Source organism: Protofrankia sp. Cas3 (assembly GCF_963555955.1).
Taxonomy (GTDB): Bacteria; Actinomycetota; Actinomycetes; order Frankiales; family Frankiaceae; genus Protofrankia.
The window spans coordinates 25,489-44,073 of the sequence record NZ_CAUVXP010000031.1 but is presented as its reverse complement, the minus strand read 5'-3'; the positions used below and the strand labels follow the sequence as shown (position 1 = coordinate 44,073).

11 protein-coding genes are annotated in these 18,585 nt (G+C 67.9%); 7 read left to right on the top strand and 4 right to left on the bottom strand.

The window, feature by feature from the left end:
• Positions 1-99 precede the first annotated feature (99 nt).
• Entirely contained in the window at positions 100-1,095 is a 996-nt protein-coding gene (locus U9983_RS08665) for a tetratricopeptide repeat protein (RefSeq protein WP_322753521.1), read from the top strand.
• A gap of 216 nt (positions 1,096-1,311) precedes the next feature.
• Here the strand turns inward: U9983_RS08665 and glgB are convergent, their stop codons facing one another.
• From glgB to U9983_RS08645, 4 genes are read right to left on the bottom strand one after another with little or no spacing between them, the layout of a single operon-like run.
• The gene (gene glgB, locus U9983_RS08660; protein ID WP_322753520.1) at positions 1,312-3,675 is read right to left on the bottom strand and encodes a 1,4-alpha-glucan branching protein GlgB; all 2,364 of its coding nucleotides are present in this window, start codon (positions 3,673-3,675) and stop codon (positions 1,312-1,314) included.
• Between the two features lie 30 nt (positions 3,676-3,705).
• Entirely contained in the window at positions 3,706-5,061 is a 1,356-nt protein-coding gene (locus U9983_RS08655; protein WP_322753519.1) for a maltokinase N-terminal cap-like domain-containing protein, read from the bottom strand.
• 50 nt (positions 5,062-5,111) lie between these two features.
• Positions 5,112-6,833: a maltose alpha-D-glucosyltransferase gene (treS, locus tag U9983_RS08650; RefSeq protein WP_322753518.1), complete on the bottom strand. Its 1,722-nt coding sequence runs from the start codon at positions 6,831-6,833 to the stop codon at positions 5,112-5,114.
• The gene (locus U9983_RS08645; protein ID WP_322753517.1) at positions 6,830-8,815 is read right to left on the bottom strand and encodes an alpha-1,4-glucan--maltose-1-phosphate maltosyltransferase; all 1,986 of its coding nucleotides are present in this window, start codon (positions 8,813-8,815) and stop codon (positions 6,830-6,832) included. The genes treS and U9983_RS08645 overlap by 4 nt, the downstream gene beginning before the upstream one ends.
• 595 nt (positions 8,816-9,410) lie before the next feature.
• Here U9983_RS08645 and U9983_RS08640 point away from each other — a divergent pair.
• The 6 genes from U9983_RS08640 (at position 9,411) to U9983_RS08615 (ending at position 18,577) form a co-directional block, all read left to right on the top strand.
• A complete protein-coding gene (locus U9983_RS08640) occupies positions 9,411-9,986 on the top strand; it encodes a TerD family protein (RefSeq protein ID WP_322748853.1) in 576 nt (191 codons plus the stop codon).
• A gap of 436 nt (positions 9,987-10,422) precedes the next feature.
• The gene (locus U9983_RS08635; protein ID WP_322753516.1) at positions 10,423-11,574 is read left to right on the top strand and encodes a DUF475 domain-containing protein; all 1,152 of its coding nucleotides are present in this window, start codon (positions 10,423-10,425) and stop codon (positions 11,572-11,574) included.
• A gap of 75 nt (positions 11,575-11,649) precedes the next feature.
• Positions 11,650-12,336: a Tellurium resistance gene (locus U9983_RS08630; RefSeq protein WP_322753515.1), complete on the top strand. Its 687-nt coding sequence runs from the start codon at positions 11,650-11,652 to the stop codon at positions 12,334-12,336.
• A 28-nt stretch (positions 12,337-12,364) separates the two neighbouring features.
• Positions 12,365-13,432 (top strand): hypothetical protein, encoded by a 1,068-nt coding sequence (locus U9983_RS08625; protein ID WP_322753514.1) that lies wholly within the window; start codon positions 12,365-12,367, stop codon positions 13,430-13,432.
• A 30-nt stretch (positions 13,433-13,462) separates the two neighbouring features.
• Positions 13,463-15,133 carry an Hsp70 family protein gene (locus tag U9983_RS08620; protein ID WP_322753513.1) on the top strand — a complete coding sequence of 557 codons (1,671 nt, stop codon included), beginning with the start codon at positions 13,463-13,465 and terminating at the stop codon, positions 15,131-15,133.
• Positions 15,134-15,343: 210 nt separating this feature from the next.
• Positions 15,344-18,577 (top strand): zinc ribbon domain-containing protein, encoded by a 3,234-nt coding sequence (locus tag U9983_RS08615; protein WP_322753512.1) that lies wholly within the window; start codon positions 15,344-15,346, stop codon positions 18,575-18,577.
• Positions 18,578-18,585 lie beyond the last annotated feature (8 nt).

Below are 18,585 nucleotides of genomic sequence, written 5' to 3'. Positions count from 1 at the left end.
AATGGGGAGATGCACGCATCGTAGGCATCCGGTCCGCGTAGGCCGTGTCCGGTTTCGCTGTTCAGATGCAACGATGGAGCCATGCCACGGAGGTCAACCATGTCACCTGGGTCCCGTTCGCCACGATCGGTACCGCCCGGGTCGAGGAACGCAGCGGCCGGGGATCCACGGATTCCCAACGAGCTCGCCAGTCTCCGCTTTGCCGGCGCGGTCCCGCTCGATCCCAAACCCGTGCCGACGCGATCCCCGGCGAGTGCCGCGGGCGCCGGCTCCGGCCCGGCGCGCAACGGGTCCGCGGGGCAACCCGTCGTTCTGGACGTCACCGAGGAGACGTTCGAGGCCGAGGTCCTGCAACGGTCCCTGCAGGTCCCGGTCGTGGTCGATTTCTGGGCAGCGTGGTGCGGCCCGTGCAAGCAGCTCAGCCCCATCCTTGAGCGCCTCGCCGAGGCCGACGCCGGGCGCTGGGTGCTCGCGAAGATCGATGTGGACGCGAACCCGCAGCTCGCCCAGGCAGCCGGCGTCCAGGGCATCCCCGCGGTCAAGGCGGTCGTCGGGGGCCGGATCATCGGCGAGTTCACCGGGGCGGTTCCCGAAGCCGAGGTCCGCAGCTGGCTCGACCAGCTGTTGGCACTTGTCGACGAGGCGGCCGCGGGCTTGGCGGGCGCGCCGGCTGACGCCGCGGCGGAGGAGGACCACAGCGCCGCCGAGGAGGCGCTCGCCAAGGGCGACCTCGACACCGCGGCGCAGGCCTACCGCCGCCGGCTGGCGCAGGCCCCCGATGACGTGGACGCCACGCTCGGGCTAGCCCGGGTCGAACTCTTCCAGCGGGTGGCCACGATCGACGTGGCCGCGTTGCGCAGCCGGCTGTCGGCCGATCCCGATGACGTCGAGGCGGCCATCATGCTGGCCGATGTCCTGGTCGCGAAGGGTGAGATCGAAACGGGCCTGACCCGGCTCGTCGGCGTGGTCCGGCGGACCGCAGGCGACGAGCGGGAACGTGTGCGGGCCCATCTGGTCAGTCTGTTCGAGGCGCTCGGTGATTCCGAGCCGGCGGTCGTACCCGCGCGTCGAGCGCTGTCAGCCGCCCTCTTCTAGAGGGCCAAAGGGTGCGCGACGATTGTCAGATCGCGCGCCCGGAGGCCGCAGGTTCTGGCACTGACCGGCTCTCGGTGGCTGGCTGTCGGTGGCTGGCATCCTGCCGGTTGTGTGGTTCGCTGCCGGCATGGTGCGCTGCCGGCCTGGTTCCGCCTGCCGGCCACGTCCCGCCGCCCGACTCGTGATGCGGCGGGGCGTGGCCGGCCACCCTGGGGATCAGGGCCGGTCGTCGTGCTCGTAGGCCAGCCAGAGGGTTGCCAGCGCGGGCACGGTCAGCGTCACGGATGCGGGTTGGCCGTGGTGGGTGGTATCGACGGCTATCACCGCGCCCAGGTTCCCCAGACCGCTGCCCGCATAGTCGGTGGCGTCGGTGTTGAGAACCTCGCGCCAGCGGCCGCTGAACGGTAGGCCGAGTCGGTAGTCACGGTGCGCGACGCCCGCGAAGTTGGTGACGCAGGCCAGCACCGTACCGGTCGGCCGGCGCTGGGATGTCGCGTCGCGGTCGGCCCACCGCAGGAAGGAGAACACGTTGTCCTCGGCGTCGTTGGCGTCGATCCAGGAGAAGCCGTCGGGAGAGGTGTCCTGTTCCCACAGGGCGGGCGTGGCCCGGTAGGTCCGGTTCAGATCCCGCACCAGTGTGGACACCCCGCGGTGGGGTGGATCGTCGAGGTGCCACCAGTCCAGTGACCGGGCTTCGGACCACTCGGCGTCCTGGCCGAACTCGCCGCCCATGAACAGCACCTGCTTGCCCGGGTGCGCCCACATGTATCCGTAGAGTGCGCGCAGGTTGGCCAGTTGCTGCCAGCGGTCACCGGGCATCTTGCCGACCAGGGAACCCTTCCCGTGCACCACCTCGTCATGGCTGAGCGGAAGGATGAAGTTCTCCGAGTAGGCATACATCATGGAGAACGTGAGCTGATGGTGGTGATATGCGCGAAATACCGGCGCCCGCGAGAGATAGTCCAGCGTGTCGTGCATCCAACCCATGTTCCACTTGAAGCCGAAACCCAGGCCGCCGAGATGGGTCGGCCGGGTGACGCCGGGCCATGCCGTCGACTCCTCGGCAATCATGAGTACGCCCGGTACGCGCCGGTAGACCGTCGCGGTGGTCTCCTGCAGGAATGACACGGCTTCCAGGTTTTCCCGGCCACCGTGGATGTTGGGTACCCAGCCACCGTCGGGTCTGGAGTAGTCGAGGTAGAGCATGGACGCGACGGCGTCGACCCGCAGCCCGTCTATGTGGAACTCCTCGAACCAGTACACCGCGTTCGCGACCAGGAAGTTGCGTACCTCGGGCCGGCCGAAGTCGAAGACGTAGGTTCCCCAGTCGGGCTGTTCACCGCGCCGCGGATCGGGATGTTCATACAGCGGCGTGCCGTCGAATCGGCCCAGGGCCCAGATGTCGCGGGGAAAGTGCGCGGGTACCCAGTCGACGATGACGCCGATGCCGGCCTGGTGAAGCTGGTCGACGAGATGGCGAAAGTCATCGGGGTCACCGAATCGTGACGTAGGGGCGTAGTAGGCCGACACCTGGTAGCCCCAGGACCCGCCGAAGGGATGTTCGGCGACCGGCATCAGCTCGACGTGGGTGAACCCCAGCTCACGCACGTGGTCCACAAGCTCGGTGGCGAGCTCCCGGTAGGACAGCCCCCGGCGCCAGGAGCCCAGATGCACCTCGTAGACCGACATCGGCGCGGCATGCCACGGGGTGTTGCCGCGGCGCTCGAGCCATTCCTGGTCGCCCCAGGTGTATTCCGACTCGAAGACGACGCTCGCCGTGGCCGGCGGGATCTCGGTGTGCAGCGCGAGCGGATCGGCCTTCTGCCGCCAGACGCCGTCGAAACCGAGGATCTCGTACTTGTAGCGGCAGCCGCTGCCGATGTCGGGTACGAACAGCTCCCACACGCCCGCGGCACCCAGCGAGCGCATCGGGTAGGCCCGGCCGTCCCAGAAGTCGAAGTCGCCCACCACCCGGACGCCGCGCGCGTTCGGCGCCCACACGGCGAAACCGACACCACTGATGTCGCCGGCCGTGCTCGGGTAGCGTCGCACCCGCGCGCCGAGCGCCCGCCAGAGCTGCTCGTGGCGGCCTTCACCGATGAGATGGCGGTCCATCTCCCCGAGGGTCGGCAGGAACCGGTAGGGATCGTCGACGACGTGCGTCGCGTCGCAGTACCTGACCTCGAGCCGGTAGTCCGGGACCGTACTGGTGGGCAGTGCCACAGCGAACACCCCGCCGCTGTGTAGCCGGGTGCATTCGTGGCGTTCACCACCGGTGAGGACGACGACTCCCACCGCGTCCGGTCGCAGCGCCCGCACGATCGTGTGATCACCATGGGGATGGGCGCCGAGCACGCTGTGTGGATCGTGATGCGCGCCGCTCACGAGCCGTTCAAGATCGGCATCCTCAACGAGCAGGGACGCGGGTGGGCGCTTCTCCTGGTCGGCGCTCGCGCCATGCTCGGCTACCGCGACGCGCCGCGAGCCGGTGCCGGTGCCGGTGCCGGTGGAGTTGCTGTCAGAAAGATCGTGCGGATGATCCCGGCCGGGGCCGCCCACCGCGTCGTCAGATATGATCATGGACAACACGCCATCCTTAGTAAAAAACGATCATCCGCTCGTGGACGTCAGTCGTTCGACCGAACCGAGCGGGATCGGCAGCCACGACGGTCGGTGCCGCGCCTCGTAGACGACTTCGTACACGGCCTTGTCGAGCTCGAAAGCCCGCAGCAGAACCGTGTCCTCGCGTGGGTCATACCCACCGACGCCGGCGTACCCGGCGCAGAAGGCGTCGCGGTTGCGCGTCGCCCATTCCTGCGCGCGGTAGCTCAGCGCCGACTCGCCCTCCCGTTCCAACAACATCGACTGGGCCGCGTAGTCGAACGACCGGAGCATGCCGGCGACGTCACGATGGATGGACTGTAGCGCCGTCCGGTCGGCAACCGGACGCGCTGGTTCCCCCTCGAAGTCGAACAGCACCCACCCCGAGTCGACCCGTAGGACCTGACCAAGATGGTAGTCCCCGTGAATGCGTTGCAGCGTGACCGGATGCCGGCGATGGGCGAGTTCGTCGAACGACTCGCGCAGCCCTGCCTCGAAGGATCGCAATTCCGGCACGGCCTCGATCGCGGCGTCCAGCCGGCGGTGCATCTGCACCGCTTCCGCTCGCAGGTTCCCGGCGTCACCGACCGCGGTGGGCAGCACGTCCGCGAGCAGGTCGTGCACCTGCGCGGTGGCGGCGCCGAGGCGCTCGGACTCGGCCGCGAAGTCCCCGCCGACCTCGTCGGCATGCAGGTCCACCTCGGCGTAGAGATCGCGGACGCTGGTGAGGGCGAGCCGCCAGCCCTCGGTGCCGCTGCGCATGAACTCCTGCATGAACGCGAAGGTGGTGGTGACTCCGTCGAGGATGCCGTCCAGCCAGGAGACCGGGCGGGCCACATGGACGCTGCCCGCATCGGCGAGCGCACGGGTGATCTCCAGATCCGGGTTGCCGCCGACCCACAGCCGCCGGAAGACCTTCAGGATATAGGCGTCGCCGTAGACGATCGAGGTGTTGGACTGCTCGGCCCCGACCGCGTGGGCGGGCAACGTTTCCAGCTCCTCCAGCGTGTGCGGCACCAGACCGTGGTGGGCCTTGTCGCCCTGAATGAACGCCAGCAGGGCGGCGCTGCCGTCCGGGTCGTGCAGGCCGTCGTACACCAGACCGTCCGCGGCCTTTCCGAGCAGGAAGCTCTCGTGCCCGTAGGGCGCGTCCGGCCGGGTGACCAGCGGCACCTGGTAGTGATCGATCGGTCCGCGATCGGCGTAGCGGACCTCCACGACCAGGTGCCGGAGACGGTCGGACAGGTGCACGTCCCCGATGATGCGCAGGCCGCCCCAGGGCCGTCCCTTGCCCGCGAACCAGCGTTGCCGCGGCAGCCAGGAGGTCAGGAGGTCGACCAGGTCAGAATCATCGCCCACCGTCATCGCCCTCCCGCGCGTCGTCACCCGATTTATCGATCGTAGGCATTGGTTCGTCAGGGGGTGAATTCCCCCGGTCGGGTGAGCGCGAACCAGTAATGTCCGTGACCGGGCAAGGTCAGTAGGTAGGGCAGTTCGCCGATCGGCGGGAAGTGCACGCCGCCCAGCAACTCGACCGGAACCAGTCCGACGAACCGCCGTAGATCAAGTTCGACCGGCTGTGCGAAACGCGATAGGTTGGCCACGCACAGTACCCGGTCATCGCCGAATTCTCGCACAAAGGCGAAGACGGACGGATTGGACGCGGGCAGCTCCTCGTATGTGCCGAGGCCGAAGACGGGATGCCTCTTCCGCACCTCGATCATCCGGCGTGTCCAGGAGAGGAAGGACGTCGGCATCCGCTGCTCGGCCTCGACGTTGAGCGCCTGGTAGCCGTATACCGGGTCCATGATCGGCGGCAGGTACAGCCGGGCCGGATCGCCGGTCGAAAAGCCGGCATTGCGGTCCGGTGACCACTGCATCGGAGTTCGGACGCCGTCCCGGTCGCCCAGGTAGATGTTGTCGCCCATCCCGATCTCGTCGCCGTAGTAGATGACCGGCGAGCCGGGCAGCGACAGCAGCAGCGCGGTGAACAGCTCCATCTGGTCACGGCTGTTGTCCAGCAGCGGCGCCAGCCGACGGCGTATCCCGATGTTCGCCTTCATACGCGGGTCCTTCGCGTACTCGGTGTACATGTAGTCGCGCTCCTCGTCGGTGACCATTTCCAGGGTCAGCTCGTCGTGGTTGCGCAGGAATATTCCCCACTGGCAGTTCGGCGGAATCTCCGGGGTCTGCGCCAGGATCTCCGAGATGGGATAACGGGATTCTCGACGGACCGCCATGAAGATACGCGGCATCAATGGGAAGTGGAATGCCATGTGACACTCGTCGTCGTTGCCGAAGTACTCGACCACGTCCGAGGGCCACTGGTTCGCCTCGGCAAGAAGGACCCGATCGGCGTACTTCGCGTCCACCTCCTTGCGGATCCGTCGCAGATACTCATGGGTATCGGGCAGGTTCTCGCCGTTGGTCCCCTCCCGCACATAGAGGTAGGGGACCGCGTCCAGGCGGAAGCCGTCGATCCCGAGGTCGAGCCAGAATCGCAGGACCTCGAGCATCGCCTCCTGGACGTCGGGGTTGTCGTAGTTGAGATCAGGCTGGTGGGCGAAGAAACGGTGCCAGTAGTACTGCCCACGCACCGGGTCCCACGTCCAGTTCGACTTCTCCGTGTCGACGAAGATTATCCGTGCGTCCGGGAACTTGTCGTCCGTGTCCGACCACACGTAGAAGTTGCCGAAGGGGCCGTCCGGGTCGGTGCGGGACGCCTGGAACCAGGGGTGCTGGTCGGACGTGTGGTTCATGACCAGGTCCGCGATGATCCGGATGCCGCGCCGGTGAGCCTCGTCCACCAGAGTGACGAAGTCCCCGAGGTCGCCGAACTCCGGCAGGATGCGGAAATAGTCGGCGATGTCGTAGCCGCCGTCCCGCAACGGTGAGTCGTAGATCGGCAGCAGCCACACGCAGTCGACTCCGAGCCAGCTCAGGTAGTCGAGCTTGCTGGTGACTCCTCGGAGGTCGCCGGTACCGTCGCCGTTGGAATCGGCGAAACCACGGATGAGGACCTCGTAGAACACCGCCCGCTTGAACCACAGGGGGTCACGCGACGGCTCCTCGGAGTCGGTGTCGGAAGCCGCGCGGTCAGCGGTCACGTTGTCGGCGCGGGAGTCCTCGGCGCTCATCCTCTGCGCCGGATGGTGAAGACATGGGCCGGTTCCGTCGCCGGATCCAGCCGGACGTAGTTCTCGTGCCCCCACCTGTAGTTCGCCCCGCTGATCTCGTCGTGGATATCGAATGTGTCCCACCACTGCAGGCCGAGGGCGGGCATGTCGAGACGAACCGTCGTCTCCTGGATGTTGTGGGAGTCAAGATTGACGACGATCAGAACACGGTCGTCGTCGGGTGCCTGTCCGACTCGCTTGGAGAAGGCCATGATTGCGTCGCCGTCCGCGTGGTGAAAGCGGAGATTGCGTAGCCAGTGCATGGCCGGATGATCTTTTCGTATTCGGTTGAGCGTGGCCAGATAGGGCGCCAGTGAACGTCCCGCGGCTTCGGCACCGGCCCAGTCCCGGGGGCGGAACTGGTATTTCTCGGAGTCGAGGTACTCCTCGCTCCCGACCCGGACGGGAACGTTTTCGAACAGGTCGTACCCCGCGTAGACCCCCCAGGTCGGGGACATCATCGACGCCAGCACCGCACGAATCTTGAATGCGGCGTCGCTGCCGTCCTGGAGATATCCCGGCAGGATGTCGGGAGTGTTGACGAAGAAGTTCGGACGCATGTAGTGCGCGGTCTCCAGCAGTTCCCGCCCGTATGTCTCCAACTCCGCCTTCGTGTTGCGCCAGGTGAAGTAGGTGTAGGACTGGGTGAAGCCCACCTTGGCCAGCGCCTGCATCATGTGCGGCCGGGTGAACGCCTCGGACAGGAACAGCACGTCCGGTTCGGTCGACTTCACTTCGGCGATGAGCCACTCCCAGAACTGGACCGGCTTGGTGTGGGGGTTGTCGACCCGGAATATCCGTACACCGTGCGAGGTCCAGTACCTGACCACGCGGAGCACTTCATGATAAAGACCGACCGGGTCGGTGTCGAAGTTCAGCGGGTAGATGTCCTGGTATTTCTTGGGCGGGTTCTCGGCGTAGGCGATGGACCCGTCGCTCTTCACCGTGAACCACTCCGGGTGCAGCTTTGCCCACGGGTGGTCCGGGGCGCACTGCAGGGCGAGGTCGAGAGCGATCTCCATACCGAGCGCCCGGGTCTGGGCGACGAACTCGTCGAAGTCCTCGATCGTGCCCAGGCCCGGGTGGACGGCGTCGTGGCCGCCGGCCTCACTGCCGATCGCCCATGGCGAACCGGGGTCGTCGGGGCCGGGGATCAGAGTGTTGTTCGGACCCTTGCGGTTGATCTCCCCGATCGGATGGATCGGCGGCAGGTAGACCACGTCGAAACCCATCGCGGCGACGGCGGGCAACCGCTGCGCCGCGGTCGCGAAGGTTCCCGAGCGGGGCGGATCCAGACCCGCCCCTTCGGATCGCGGAAAGAACTCATACCAGCTCCCGAACAGCGCCAGCGGACGGTCGACCCAGATCCGGTAGAACGGCGAACGGGTGATGAGCTCCCGCAGCGGGAACCGGTTGAGCAGGGCGACCACCGCCGGGTCGCGTGCCGCGGCTATCCGGCCGTGTGGGTCTGTGAGGGTGTCATCGCGTAACGCGTCGACGGCCCGCTGGATGTCGGCACGGCGGCTTTCCGGGACCCCCGGTAGCGCGCGGAGCAACAGCCGGGCCCCGTCTTCGAAGTCGACCGCCAGTTCGTCCAGGCTCTGGCCGGCCGCTGTTTTGATCTCAACGGCGTGCAGCCAGGTTGCCACCGGGTCGGCCCATGCCTCGATGCGAAAGCCCCACAGGCCCTCCGAATCGGTGCGTACCTCGGCCTGGTACCGGTCGGTCCCCACGTCGACCGGCTGCATCCGTGTGAACGGCGTGCCGCGGCCATCCGGACCTGACAGCGCCACATTGGCACCGATCAGATCATGGCCATCCCGAAACACCGTCGCGGTGACGGTGAGGATCTCACCCTCTACCGCCCGCGACGGCCACTGTCCACATGATACGGCGGGGCTGATGTCAGAGATGACAACCCGGCCTATTGAGCGTCCGATCATCGCCGCGACCTTATCGAGGGGAACCACTCCTTGATAATCCGCCTCTGCTGTACCAGTCGGAGGCGCCCCAACGTGAACAGCGTGGGACCACCGGGTGGGGTTGTGTTGGTGATACGGAGGCGGTCCGCCGGGCGGGGAGGATGTCGGCATCGGATCGAAGTCTCCACGTTGATGCGCGTTCCGGGTAGGTCAGTTGCCATGGGTGGACCGGCCCACCGTCGGTATCGGCTGGGGGATACCCATGCCGGCCACGCTCACGCGTGGGTGGGCCGTTGCTGCCCCGGGGACTACGGCCTCCGGGCGCGCGATCTGACGATCGTCGCGCGCCCTTTGGCCCGTTGCTGCGCCGGGGAGTGCGGCCTCCGGGCGCGCGATCTGATGATCGTCGCGCGCCCTTTGGCCCGTTGCTGCGCCGGGGAACCCCCGCGTGGCCCCGTTCGTCCCGCAGGAGGCAGACCCCGGTGACCCCATGTCGCCGTGGGTATGCATGATCGAGTCCAGTAGGCTGCGTCGCGCTCGGTGCGGGGGGCGGCCAGGGCCCCGAAACACCCGGGATACAAGACCAGCCCCGATCGCAAGGACAGCAGGAGGAGCAGTGGGAGTCAGCCTCAGCAAGGGCGGAAACGTTTCGCTGACCAAGGAGGCGCCGGGCCTCGCCAACATCGTCGTCGGCCTCGGGTGGGATGCGCGGAGCACCACCGGCGCAGATTTCGATCTTGATGCGAGTGCGATCGCGTGCAGGGCCGACGGCAGGGTGCTCTCCGACGGCCATTTCGTCTTCTTCAACAACCTCAAGAGCCCGGACAGCGCCATCGAGCACCAGGGCGACAACCTGACCGGTGAGGGAGAAGGCGACGACGAAGCGATAAACGTGAATCTCGTCAGCTTGCCAGCAGAGATCGACAAGGTTGTGTTCCCGGTTTCGATCTACGATGCGGAGTCACGCCAGCAGAACTTCGGCCAGGTACGCAACGCGTTCATCAGGATCGTGAACGGTGCGGGGGGCGCCGAGATCGCACGTTACGATCTCACCGAGGACGCCTCCACCGAGACTGCCATGGTCTTCGGTGAAGTTTACCGGCACGGTTCGGAGTGGAAGTTTCGGGCGGTCGGTCAGGGTTACGCCACCGGTCTTGCCGGCATCGCCCGGGACTACGGCGTCAACGTCTGATCGCCATCTCCCCCACGCCCGTTGCCGGTGTGGCGCACGTCCGCAACGGTCCGGGTGTGACGGGGGTGCTGGTTTGGGCGGTTACGATGCCCGGGACCCGGCGCTCGGCCGGCCGGGTAGGTCAACGTGCGGGCGACCATGGCGCAGGGTAGACGGCGCACGGTAGAGGGCGAGGCGGCAGGGTAGAGGGCGAGGTGGGATGGCGAAGGTATCCCGCCCGGCGCCCGTCACGGGGGACCCGTCAGAACATCTCGTGATCGGACGAGTCCCCCGGGACCCCGGTGGCCGCGTCATCGTCGGCCCTGACGATTCCCGGTGGACCGCTACGTAGACCTGCGGTTGACGTGCTGCCTCGATGCTCCGGACCGGGGTCGGGGCGCGGTGGTGCTCCCGGCGCCGCGCCCCGACCCCGGTCCGGGGGAGGTACCTGTTCCTCGTGCAAGTCTTGCGCATTTTTGGTTGGTCACTGGCGGTCACCGTCGTAGGTATCGCAGTGGCGGGAGTGATCGGGGGTCCTCAGACCGCCGCTCTCGTCGCCATCCTCGCGGTCCTTGAGATAAGCCTGTCGTTCGACAATGCGGTGATCAACGCGACCATCCTGGGTCGGATGAACGAGTTCTGGCAGAAGATCTTCTTGACCGTGGGCGTCCTGATCGCGGTCTTCGGGATGCGGCTGTTGTTCCCGATCGTCATCGTCGCCGTCACCGCCCATCTGGGGCCGCTGGAGGTCTTCGACCTTGCGCTGAACAACCCGGACGAGTATGCGGCGCGGCTGGCCGACGCCCATCCCTCGATCGCGGCCTTCGGCGGGATCTTCCTCTTCATGATTTTTCTGGATTTCATGTTCGATCCCGAGCGCGACATCCAGTGGCTGCGCTGGCTCGAGGAACCGCTGCGCAAGGCCGGCCGCCTCGACGTGCTGTCGGTCGTGGTCGGGCTGGTCGCACTGCTGGTCGTGGCGGAGGCGTTCTCCGATGACCACACCCAGCAGGTGCTGAGCGCCGGTGTCGCGGGTCTTGCGACCTACCTGGGTGTACGTGGTCTCGGGGAGTTCTTCGAGGCGCGCGGCGTCGGTGCGGACACCGAGGAGGACGGCGCGGAATCCGACGGGGTCGGAGCCGGGACCGGGTCAACCGGCGGTGCGAACGCGGTGGTGCTGGCCGCCGGGAAAGCCGCGTTCTTCCTCTTCCTCTATCTGGAGGTGCTCGACGCCTCGTTCTCCTTCGACGGCGTGGTGGGCGCATTCGCGATCACTCAGAAGATCTTCGTCATCGCGGCTGGCCTTGGTATTGGCGCGATGTACATCCGGTCGCTCACCGTGTATCTGGTTCGCCGGGGAACCCTGCAGGAGTATGTGTACCTGGAGCATGGTGCCCACTACGCCATCGGCGCCCTGGCGGTGATTCTTGCCGTCAGCATCGAGACCGAAGTTCCCGAGATCATCACCGGTCTTGTCGGTGTCGGGTTCATCGCCGTCGCGTTGGTGACCTCCATCCGCAACCGCGACCGGCAGCGGGCTACCGGTGCAGGGGGGCAGGACGGCGATCCCGACGCTCGGTCCGGCGAGGTGGTGGCAGCCCGTTCCTAGCCTGTTCCCGCGACGCCACGCCCCTGTCGCCGGGCGCTCTAAGCTCATATCACGACCACCGCAAGGGAGCGGATCATGCCTATTGACTACACCAAGCGGTCCGGCGGCCAGGATTCCAACCCGGCGCCGGTGTCACTGAGCAAGGTCACTTTGACCAAGAATGCACCTTCGGTGTCTCTGAGCAAGCAGGGCGGAGGCGGTCGGCTACACGTCAACCTCAACTGGACGGCCCAGAGTGCCCCGGGCTCGGCCGGCGGCCCGGGCGGATTCCTCAAGCGTGTTCTCGGCGGTGCCTCCGACGGGGTCGACCTCGACCTGGCGTGTCTCTACGAGCTCACCGACGGCCGCAAGGGTGTCGTCCAGGCGCTGGGTAACACCTTCGGGTCCCTTGACGCACCGCCGTACGTCCAGCTCGATGCCGACGACCGGACCGGAGCGTCCGTCGGCGGGGAGAACCTGTTCGTCAACCTCGCCCATGTCCGGGAGATCCGCCGGTTGTTGATCTTTGCTTTCATCTATGCCGGTGCCCCCAACTTCGACCAGGCGAACGCCGTGGTGACGTTGACGCCGGCGCGCGGCGCGCCGATCGAGGTACGGCTGGACGAGAGTGCCGGCAACGCCCGGATGTGCGCTATCGCCCAGTTGACCAACTCCGGGGGTGACGACCTCGTGGTGAACAGGGAGGTCCGCTATGTCACTGGTCATCAGGATCTTGATCGAACCTATGGATGGGGTCTGAACTGGACACCGGGACGCAAGTAGGCGGCGGAACACAACCATGAATCGCCCTGTGTCGTCACCTTTCGGGGATGACGGTCGTTATTCGATGTTCCGGCCGCGCCAGGAGCCGGTGCCCGACGCGCCGCGCTGGTACCCGCCGGATCCGCCGCCGGCAGACCTCGGTCGGCCGCCGACCGCCGGGACCGCCGGCATGGACGGGACCGCCGGCATGGACGACGAGGTTGTGGAGGCTGTTGTTGTAGAGGACGCGCTGGCGGAGGACTCGCTCGAAGTGGATGCCCATCCCCTCGGGGACGCCCCCCTGGGGGACGTGGATGTGGCTGTCGCTGTGGACCTCCCCTGGCGCGATGACCGGGTCGGCCCGTTCGCAGCCGCGGCGACGGGGCCGACCGACGAGGCAGCTGAGGCCGACGAGGCCGACGAGGCCGACGAGGCCGCTGAACCCGACGAGGCCGACGAGGCCGACGAGGCTGGCAATGCCGACGAATCCGACGAGGCTGGTGAGGTTGAGGATCTGGCCGGGCCGCGATGGTCGGATGATCATGGTGACGGAGAGGTTCGCGACGACCCAGCCATCGAGGTCGATCTTCCGCCGGCCGCGGCAGGGGCGGCTGACGCCGACACTGCGAACCTTGGCGCCCTCGCCGACCTCACCGCCGCGAGCGCCGCGGCGGCCCTGCGGTTGGACGAGCTCCACCAGCGGGCCGAGGAGCTGATCAGGCTCCGGCGCCACGACGCCGACCTGGTGGACCGTCTGCACGCTGAGAACACCCGGCTTCGGGCCGGCGAACTGACCGAGGCGATGGCACCGTTGCTGCGGGGACTCATGCGCCTGCACGACCAGATGACCAGTCTCGGCGCGGACGACGGCCAGAGCGTCCCAGGCATCCTGCGTAAGCAGTTGCTGCAGGTGCTGGACGTCGCGGCGGACGTCCGTCCGTATACCGCGGTGGTGGGGATGCCCTTCGACCCGGTCCGGCACGTCGGCATGCGCCGGGTCGGCACTGACGACCCCGGCCGTGACCGGACGATCGCCCGCACACTCAAGCCCGGATTCGTCCGCGGTGAGTCGACCGTGGTGCGTCCAGCCGAGGTGGAGGTTTTTCGGGCACACTGAAACCGGCGGCGGTTTGTTGGAGGGACCTTCATGGCGCGAACAAAGGTGTTCGGCATCGACCTGGGAACGACGTACTCGTGCATCGCCCAGGTGGACGAGTACGGACGTCCCGACGTGATCCGCAATATCGAGTCGCAGCCGACCACACCATCGGTGGTGTTGTTCGACGAGTCCGCGGGCGGCGGTGTGACGTTTGTCGTCGGCACCCAGGCGAAGCGGCAGTCCCGGATCCGCCCGGACGACGTGGCGAGCCTGGTCAAGCGGCACATGGGCGAGGCGGACTGGCGATTTGTCGTGCACGGGGAGGAGTACAGCGCGCCTGCCGTGTCAAGCCTCGTGCTCAAGTCTCTCGCCGCCGACGCGCAGCGGGCGACCGGCGCCCCGGTGACGGACGTGGTCATCACCGTCCCGGCCTATTTCGGCGACGAGGAGCGTAAGGCGACGAAGCTGGCCGGCGCGCTCGCCGGGCTGAACGTGTTGGACATCATCAACGAGCCCACAGCCGCCGCCTTCGCGTACGGGTTCGCCCAGGACGGCGCGGCGGAGACGACCGTGCTCGTCTACGACCTGGGCGGAGGCACCTTCGACACCACGGTCATCCGGCTGTCGAAGAACGCGATCACAGTTGTGGCCACTGACGGTGACCACGAGCTTGGCGGCGCTGACTGGGATGCGGAGCTGGTGCGCTTCCTGGCCCAGAAGTTCACCGAGGCGCAGCCCGACGCCGGTGATCCGCTCGACGACGTCTACGACGAGCAGGAGCTGCTGACCTCGGCGGAGGACGCGAAGTTGGCGCTGTCTGGTCGCGACAGCGTCGATGTCCTGGTGGTTCACGGCGGCCGGCGGACGAACGTGACCGTGACCCGGGCGGACTTCGAGGAGATCACCGCCGCCCTGCTACAGCGCACCCTTGACCTCACCGGGTCGGTGCTCGCCCGGGCTCGGGAGCGTGGCGTCGACCAGGTGGACGTCTGCCTGCTTGTCGGCGGTATGAGCAAGAGCCCGGCGGTTGCCCGCAGGATTGCCGAGCGCTTCGGTCTGTCTCCACGCCTCCTGGACCCCGATCTCGCCGTGGCCAAGGGCGCCGCGGTCTTCGGGCAGAAGAAGGAACTGGAACGGTACGTCCTCGACGATCTGGTTGCCCAGGGCAAGCTCGCGGCCGGTGCGACTCTGGATGCCGCGGCGCCGGCCGACGTCGCGCGCTCCGTGTCGGGCGCGGCGGGAGATTTCGGGTTGGCCACCACAGCGGTGGTCGATCTGGTCAAGACGAAGGTCACCAACGTGACGTCCCGCGGCTTCGGGATCTTCGCCGAGGACAGGGGCAAAACGATCGCGGCCTTTCTGGCGCATCGCAACGATCCGCTGCCGATTGAGATCACTCAGACCTTTTACACCATCTCCGACAACCAGACGGACGTCGACATCCGTGTGTTCGAGCAGGGGACGAGCGCTGAGTCGACCATCCCGCAGGACAACAAAGTGATCGTCGAAGGTGCCATCGCGGGGATTCCCGGCGGACATCCCCGCGGCACACCGGTGGATGTCACCTTTCTCATGCGGTCGGACCAGACGATCGTCGTCACCGCCACGCATCCTGGCGCGACCGGGCCGCTCGTCCTGCAGATCACCGCGGGTGTGGGCAGCGAAGCGATGCGGGACGAGGAGACACAGAAGATCACCCTGCTCAAACAGCGGGACTGACGTCGCCGTGGCGGCCGCAGGCATCAGCGTGCCCGACGTTGTCCAGCACATGACGTTGTCTGTTACATAACGTTGTCTGTTACCGGACACTGTCCGGTGCATATGGTGAATACCGAGGCCGAGGCCGAGGCCGAGGCCGGGGCCATGTCCGGGTGCCGCCTTCATACGCTCTGTGATGGGGATGCTGGCGGCGGGGACGAAGGTGGGGCGGTGAGCGCGGCGTTCGACGGCAGCAGCTACCGGCAGCGGGTGTTGGCCGAGCTGCAACGCCGATCCCCGCTTGACTGTGACGACCCGTTCTTCGTCGCCGCGCTGGACCCGGCTGCCACGTACACCGACGCGGAGGTGCGCGCGCACCTGGCCCGCGTCGTGGCCTTCCTGCAGCGGCAACGGAACGCTGCACGCTACGCGACCCTGGCCGCGGCCCTTATCCGCCGGCGGGCCGAGTGGGAGGCGCCGCTGCTGGACCCGCGTACCCGCGAACAGGTCCGGGTACGCGTGCTGGCCGCGCGTCGCAGTGGGGACGCCGACCGGCTGGCCAAGGTGGCCCGCAACCTCGCGACTGTGCGTGAGCGTTTCGGCGGAATTCCCCGGTCCCGCGTTGCGGGTCTGCGTCGGTTGGCGTCGGCTGACGGGGTGACCACCGAGCAGTTCGACGCGACCCTCGCGGGCGAGAAGGTGATCGAGGACGGCTCCGGTGAGGATGTCGAGCCGCTCGCGCCGGGGCTGCGGCGCCAGATCCGTGACGGCCTCACCGAGCTGCGGCAGCTTCGCGAGGGGGATCGGGTTGGTACCGCCTCCCTGTGGGCTCTGCTGGGTATCCCGGCGGACTCCGCGCCGGCGCGGATCCAGGCCGCACACGAGATCCTTGTCGAGCGCAACCAGCGGCGTCCGCATGACCGCGAGAAGACGGTGACCGCTGATCTGCTCGCGCAGGTGCGCACCAGACTCCTCGACGGTGATCCGGCCGCCTATACCGCCGGGCTGGTCGCAGACGCCCGCGATGAGATCCGGCCGAAGGTCGAGGAGCACGTCGTGCTCGACGGTGAGCTCGGACCGGGCGCCTTTGAGGGGTTGGTCCGCGAGGTCCTCGCGGCCGGGCGAGGACTGTCAGCGGCACAGGCGAAGGCGGTGTTGCTCGACATCGCCCGGGATCTGGGTGCGGCGATGACGACCGGAGCAGTCGTCGACTACGTTGTATGCCCACGCTGTGGCCGTCCGGAGCCGGTTGACGGTTCGCGCGTCTGCCGATATTGCGATACCGAGCTCTACATCCCGTGTCCGTCGTGCGGCCGCGCGACCGAGGCCGCCGCGGCGGCATGCCAGTTCTGCGGGCAGAGCCTGCGCCAGGCTCGGGAAGCCGGCGACGCCCTGACCGCGATCCGCCGCGAGCTGGAAGACGGCCATCCCAGGCATGCCGCCGAGCTGCTGGCCCGGGCGCGTCCGGTGCTGGGCGCGGTCGGCGGGTCCGCGGCCCGCGCTGCCGATGATCTTGGCGTGCGGGTGCGGGCGGCGCTGGCCGCCGCGGACGCCGGCTGGCGGGCACTGGTCGAGCACCGCGAGGCCCGGTGCGACGACGCCGCCACCGCCGGGGCCCGTTGGCTCGTCGCCCAGGCGTTCGACGTACCCGGTCCGGACGGACGCTCGCCCGAGGATGTGCTGGCCGAGCTCACCGCCCACCAGGACGTCATCCGCCGCCGGGTTGCCGCGGCGGCGGCGCTTGCGCCAGCCGACCAGGAGAATGCGCTGGCCGCGGTGCTCGCGACGGTGGCGGACAACCGGGAGGCGCTGGCGGCATTGGCCGCGCTGCCACTCCCGCCGCCGACGGAGCTGACCGCGAGCAACGAAGAAGGTGCCGTGGTGCTGCGGTGGCGGCCATCCCCCTCGGCGCTCGGTCCCGTGTCCTACCGGGTGGTCAGACTGGTGGGGGCCGGCGTGGGGGAGCCGGGCGGCCAGCAGGGAACACCACCGGTCGAGCGCAGCCTGGGTACGACCCGGTCCACCGAGTTGTCCGATGCCGGGGTTCCGGCCGGGGTGCTGGTCCGGCACGAGGTGACGGCGGTCGTGGGCAGCCGGCGCTCGGTTGGGGTGCGCACACCCGGCCTCGTGGTCGTGCGGGACGTCGCAGCCCTGCGTGCGGAGCAGATCGGTGCCGGGGTGAGGCTGTCCTGGCGGCTGGATGGCCCGGTGGATGCGGTGACGATCGATCGGACCGTGGACGAGTCATCGCCGGTACAGGTTCCGACGCGTCGGATCAGGGCGAACGCCGGTCAGTACCTCGACACGGCCGTCCAGCCCGGTGTCACCTACCGTTATCAGGTTTATGTCGAGTTCCAGGATGTGGACGGACACCCGGCCAGAACCGCTGGTGCACGGATTGCGGTTACAGCGACGCCGCGCCCACGAGCCGTACGCGATCTGGCGGTCACCACTGTCGACGGGCGTACCGTGCTGCGCTGGAGCGCCATGCCAGCCACTCATGTGCAGATCTACGCCGTGCCCGTGCCCGTGTCGGACGCCGGGCCGCCGCATGCGGCTGGAGTCGAGGACACCGAGATCGACCTGGCGAAGATCGCCGAACGGGCCCGGCTGGTCGGGTCGAGCCGGAGCGGCCACCTGGTGGACCCACTGGCTGCCGGTGAGTTGGACTATCTGCCGGTGACTGTGTGTGATGGTCGGGCGGTGGTCGGCACCGGTGTGCGGCATCTGGTGATCGAAGGCATCCGGGATCTGCGCGCGGACGATCGCGGTGAGGAGATCGTGCTGTCCTTCCAGATGCCGCCGGGGATCACGCAGGCCCGCGTCCTGTGGCGCCGCGACCAGCTCCCGACCGGGCCGGACGACCCGGACGCGTTCCGGGCGAAGGTCACCAACACCAGCCTGGAAATCAAGGGCGGCTGGCATCTGGCCGCGCCGCGGGACGGTTCGGCCTACTTCGTCTCCTGCTACCCGCTGGTGCGCACGGGTGGGACGTGGCGCGCTGTCGGTCCGGGCACGGCGATGGTGGCCCGCTCGGCGGCATCGCCGGATGCGGACGATGACCTGGATGACCTGGATGACCTGGATGATCTGAATCAACCGGAACGCCATGAGCACCACGATCGGGAACGGACGGTCACCTACACGCTGGCCCGGTCCGGCTGGCGTCGTCGCACGTTGCGCGTACACGTGCGCGCGGACGGGCCGTTGCCGGCGATGGTGCTTGTCGCGCGGCCGGGAACGACTCCGCCGCAGGCGAGCGACGACGGACATCCGCTCGCACGAGTGTCGGCGTCGCCACCAACACCGCAGCGCACCCTCGAGGTTTCCCTCGAAGGTGCCGAGCTTCCCTGGGGGGTACGACTGTTCCCGGGCTCGCCGGCGAGCCCGGGTGTACCGGTTGGTGGGGTGCCCGGTGCGGTGATTGTCCGCCATCCACCGGATGATTCCCTCATAATCCGCTAACCCGACCG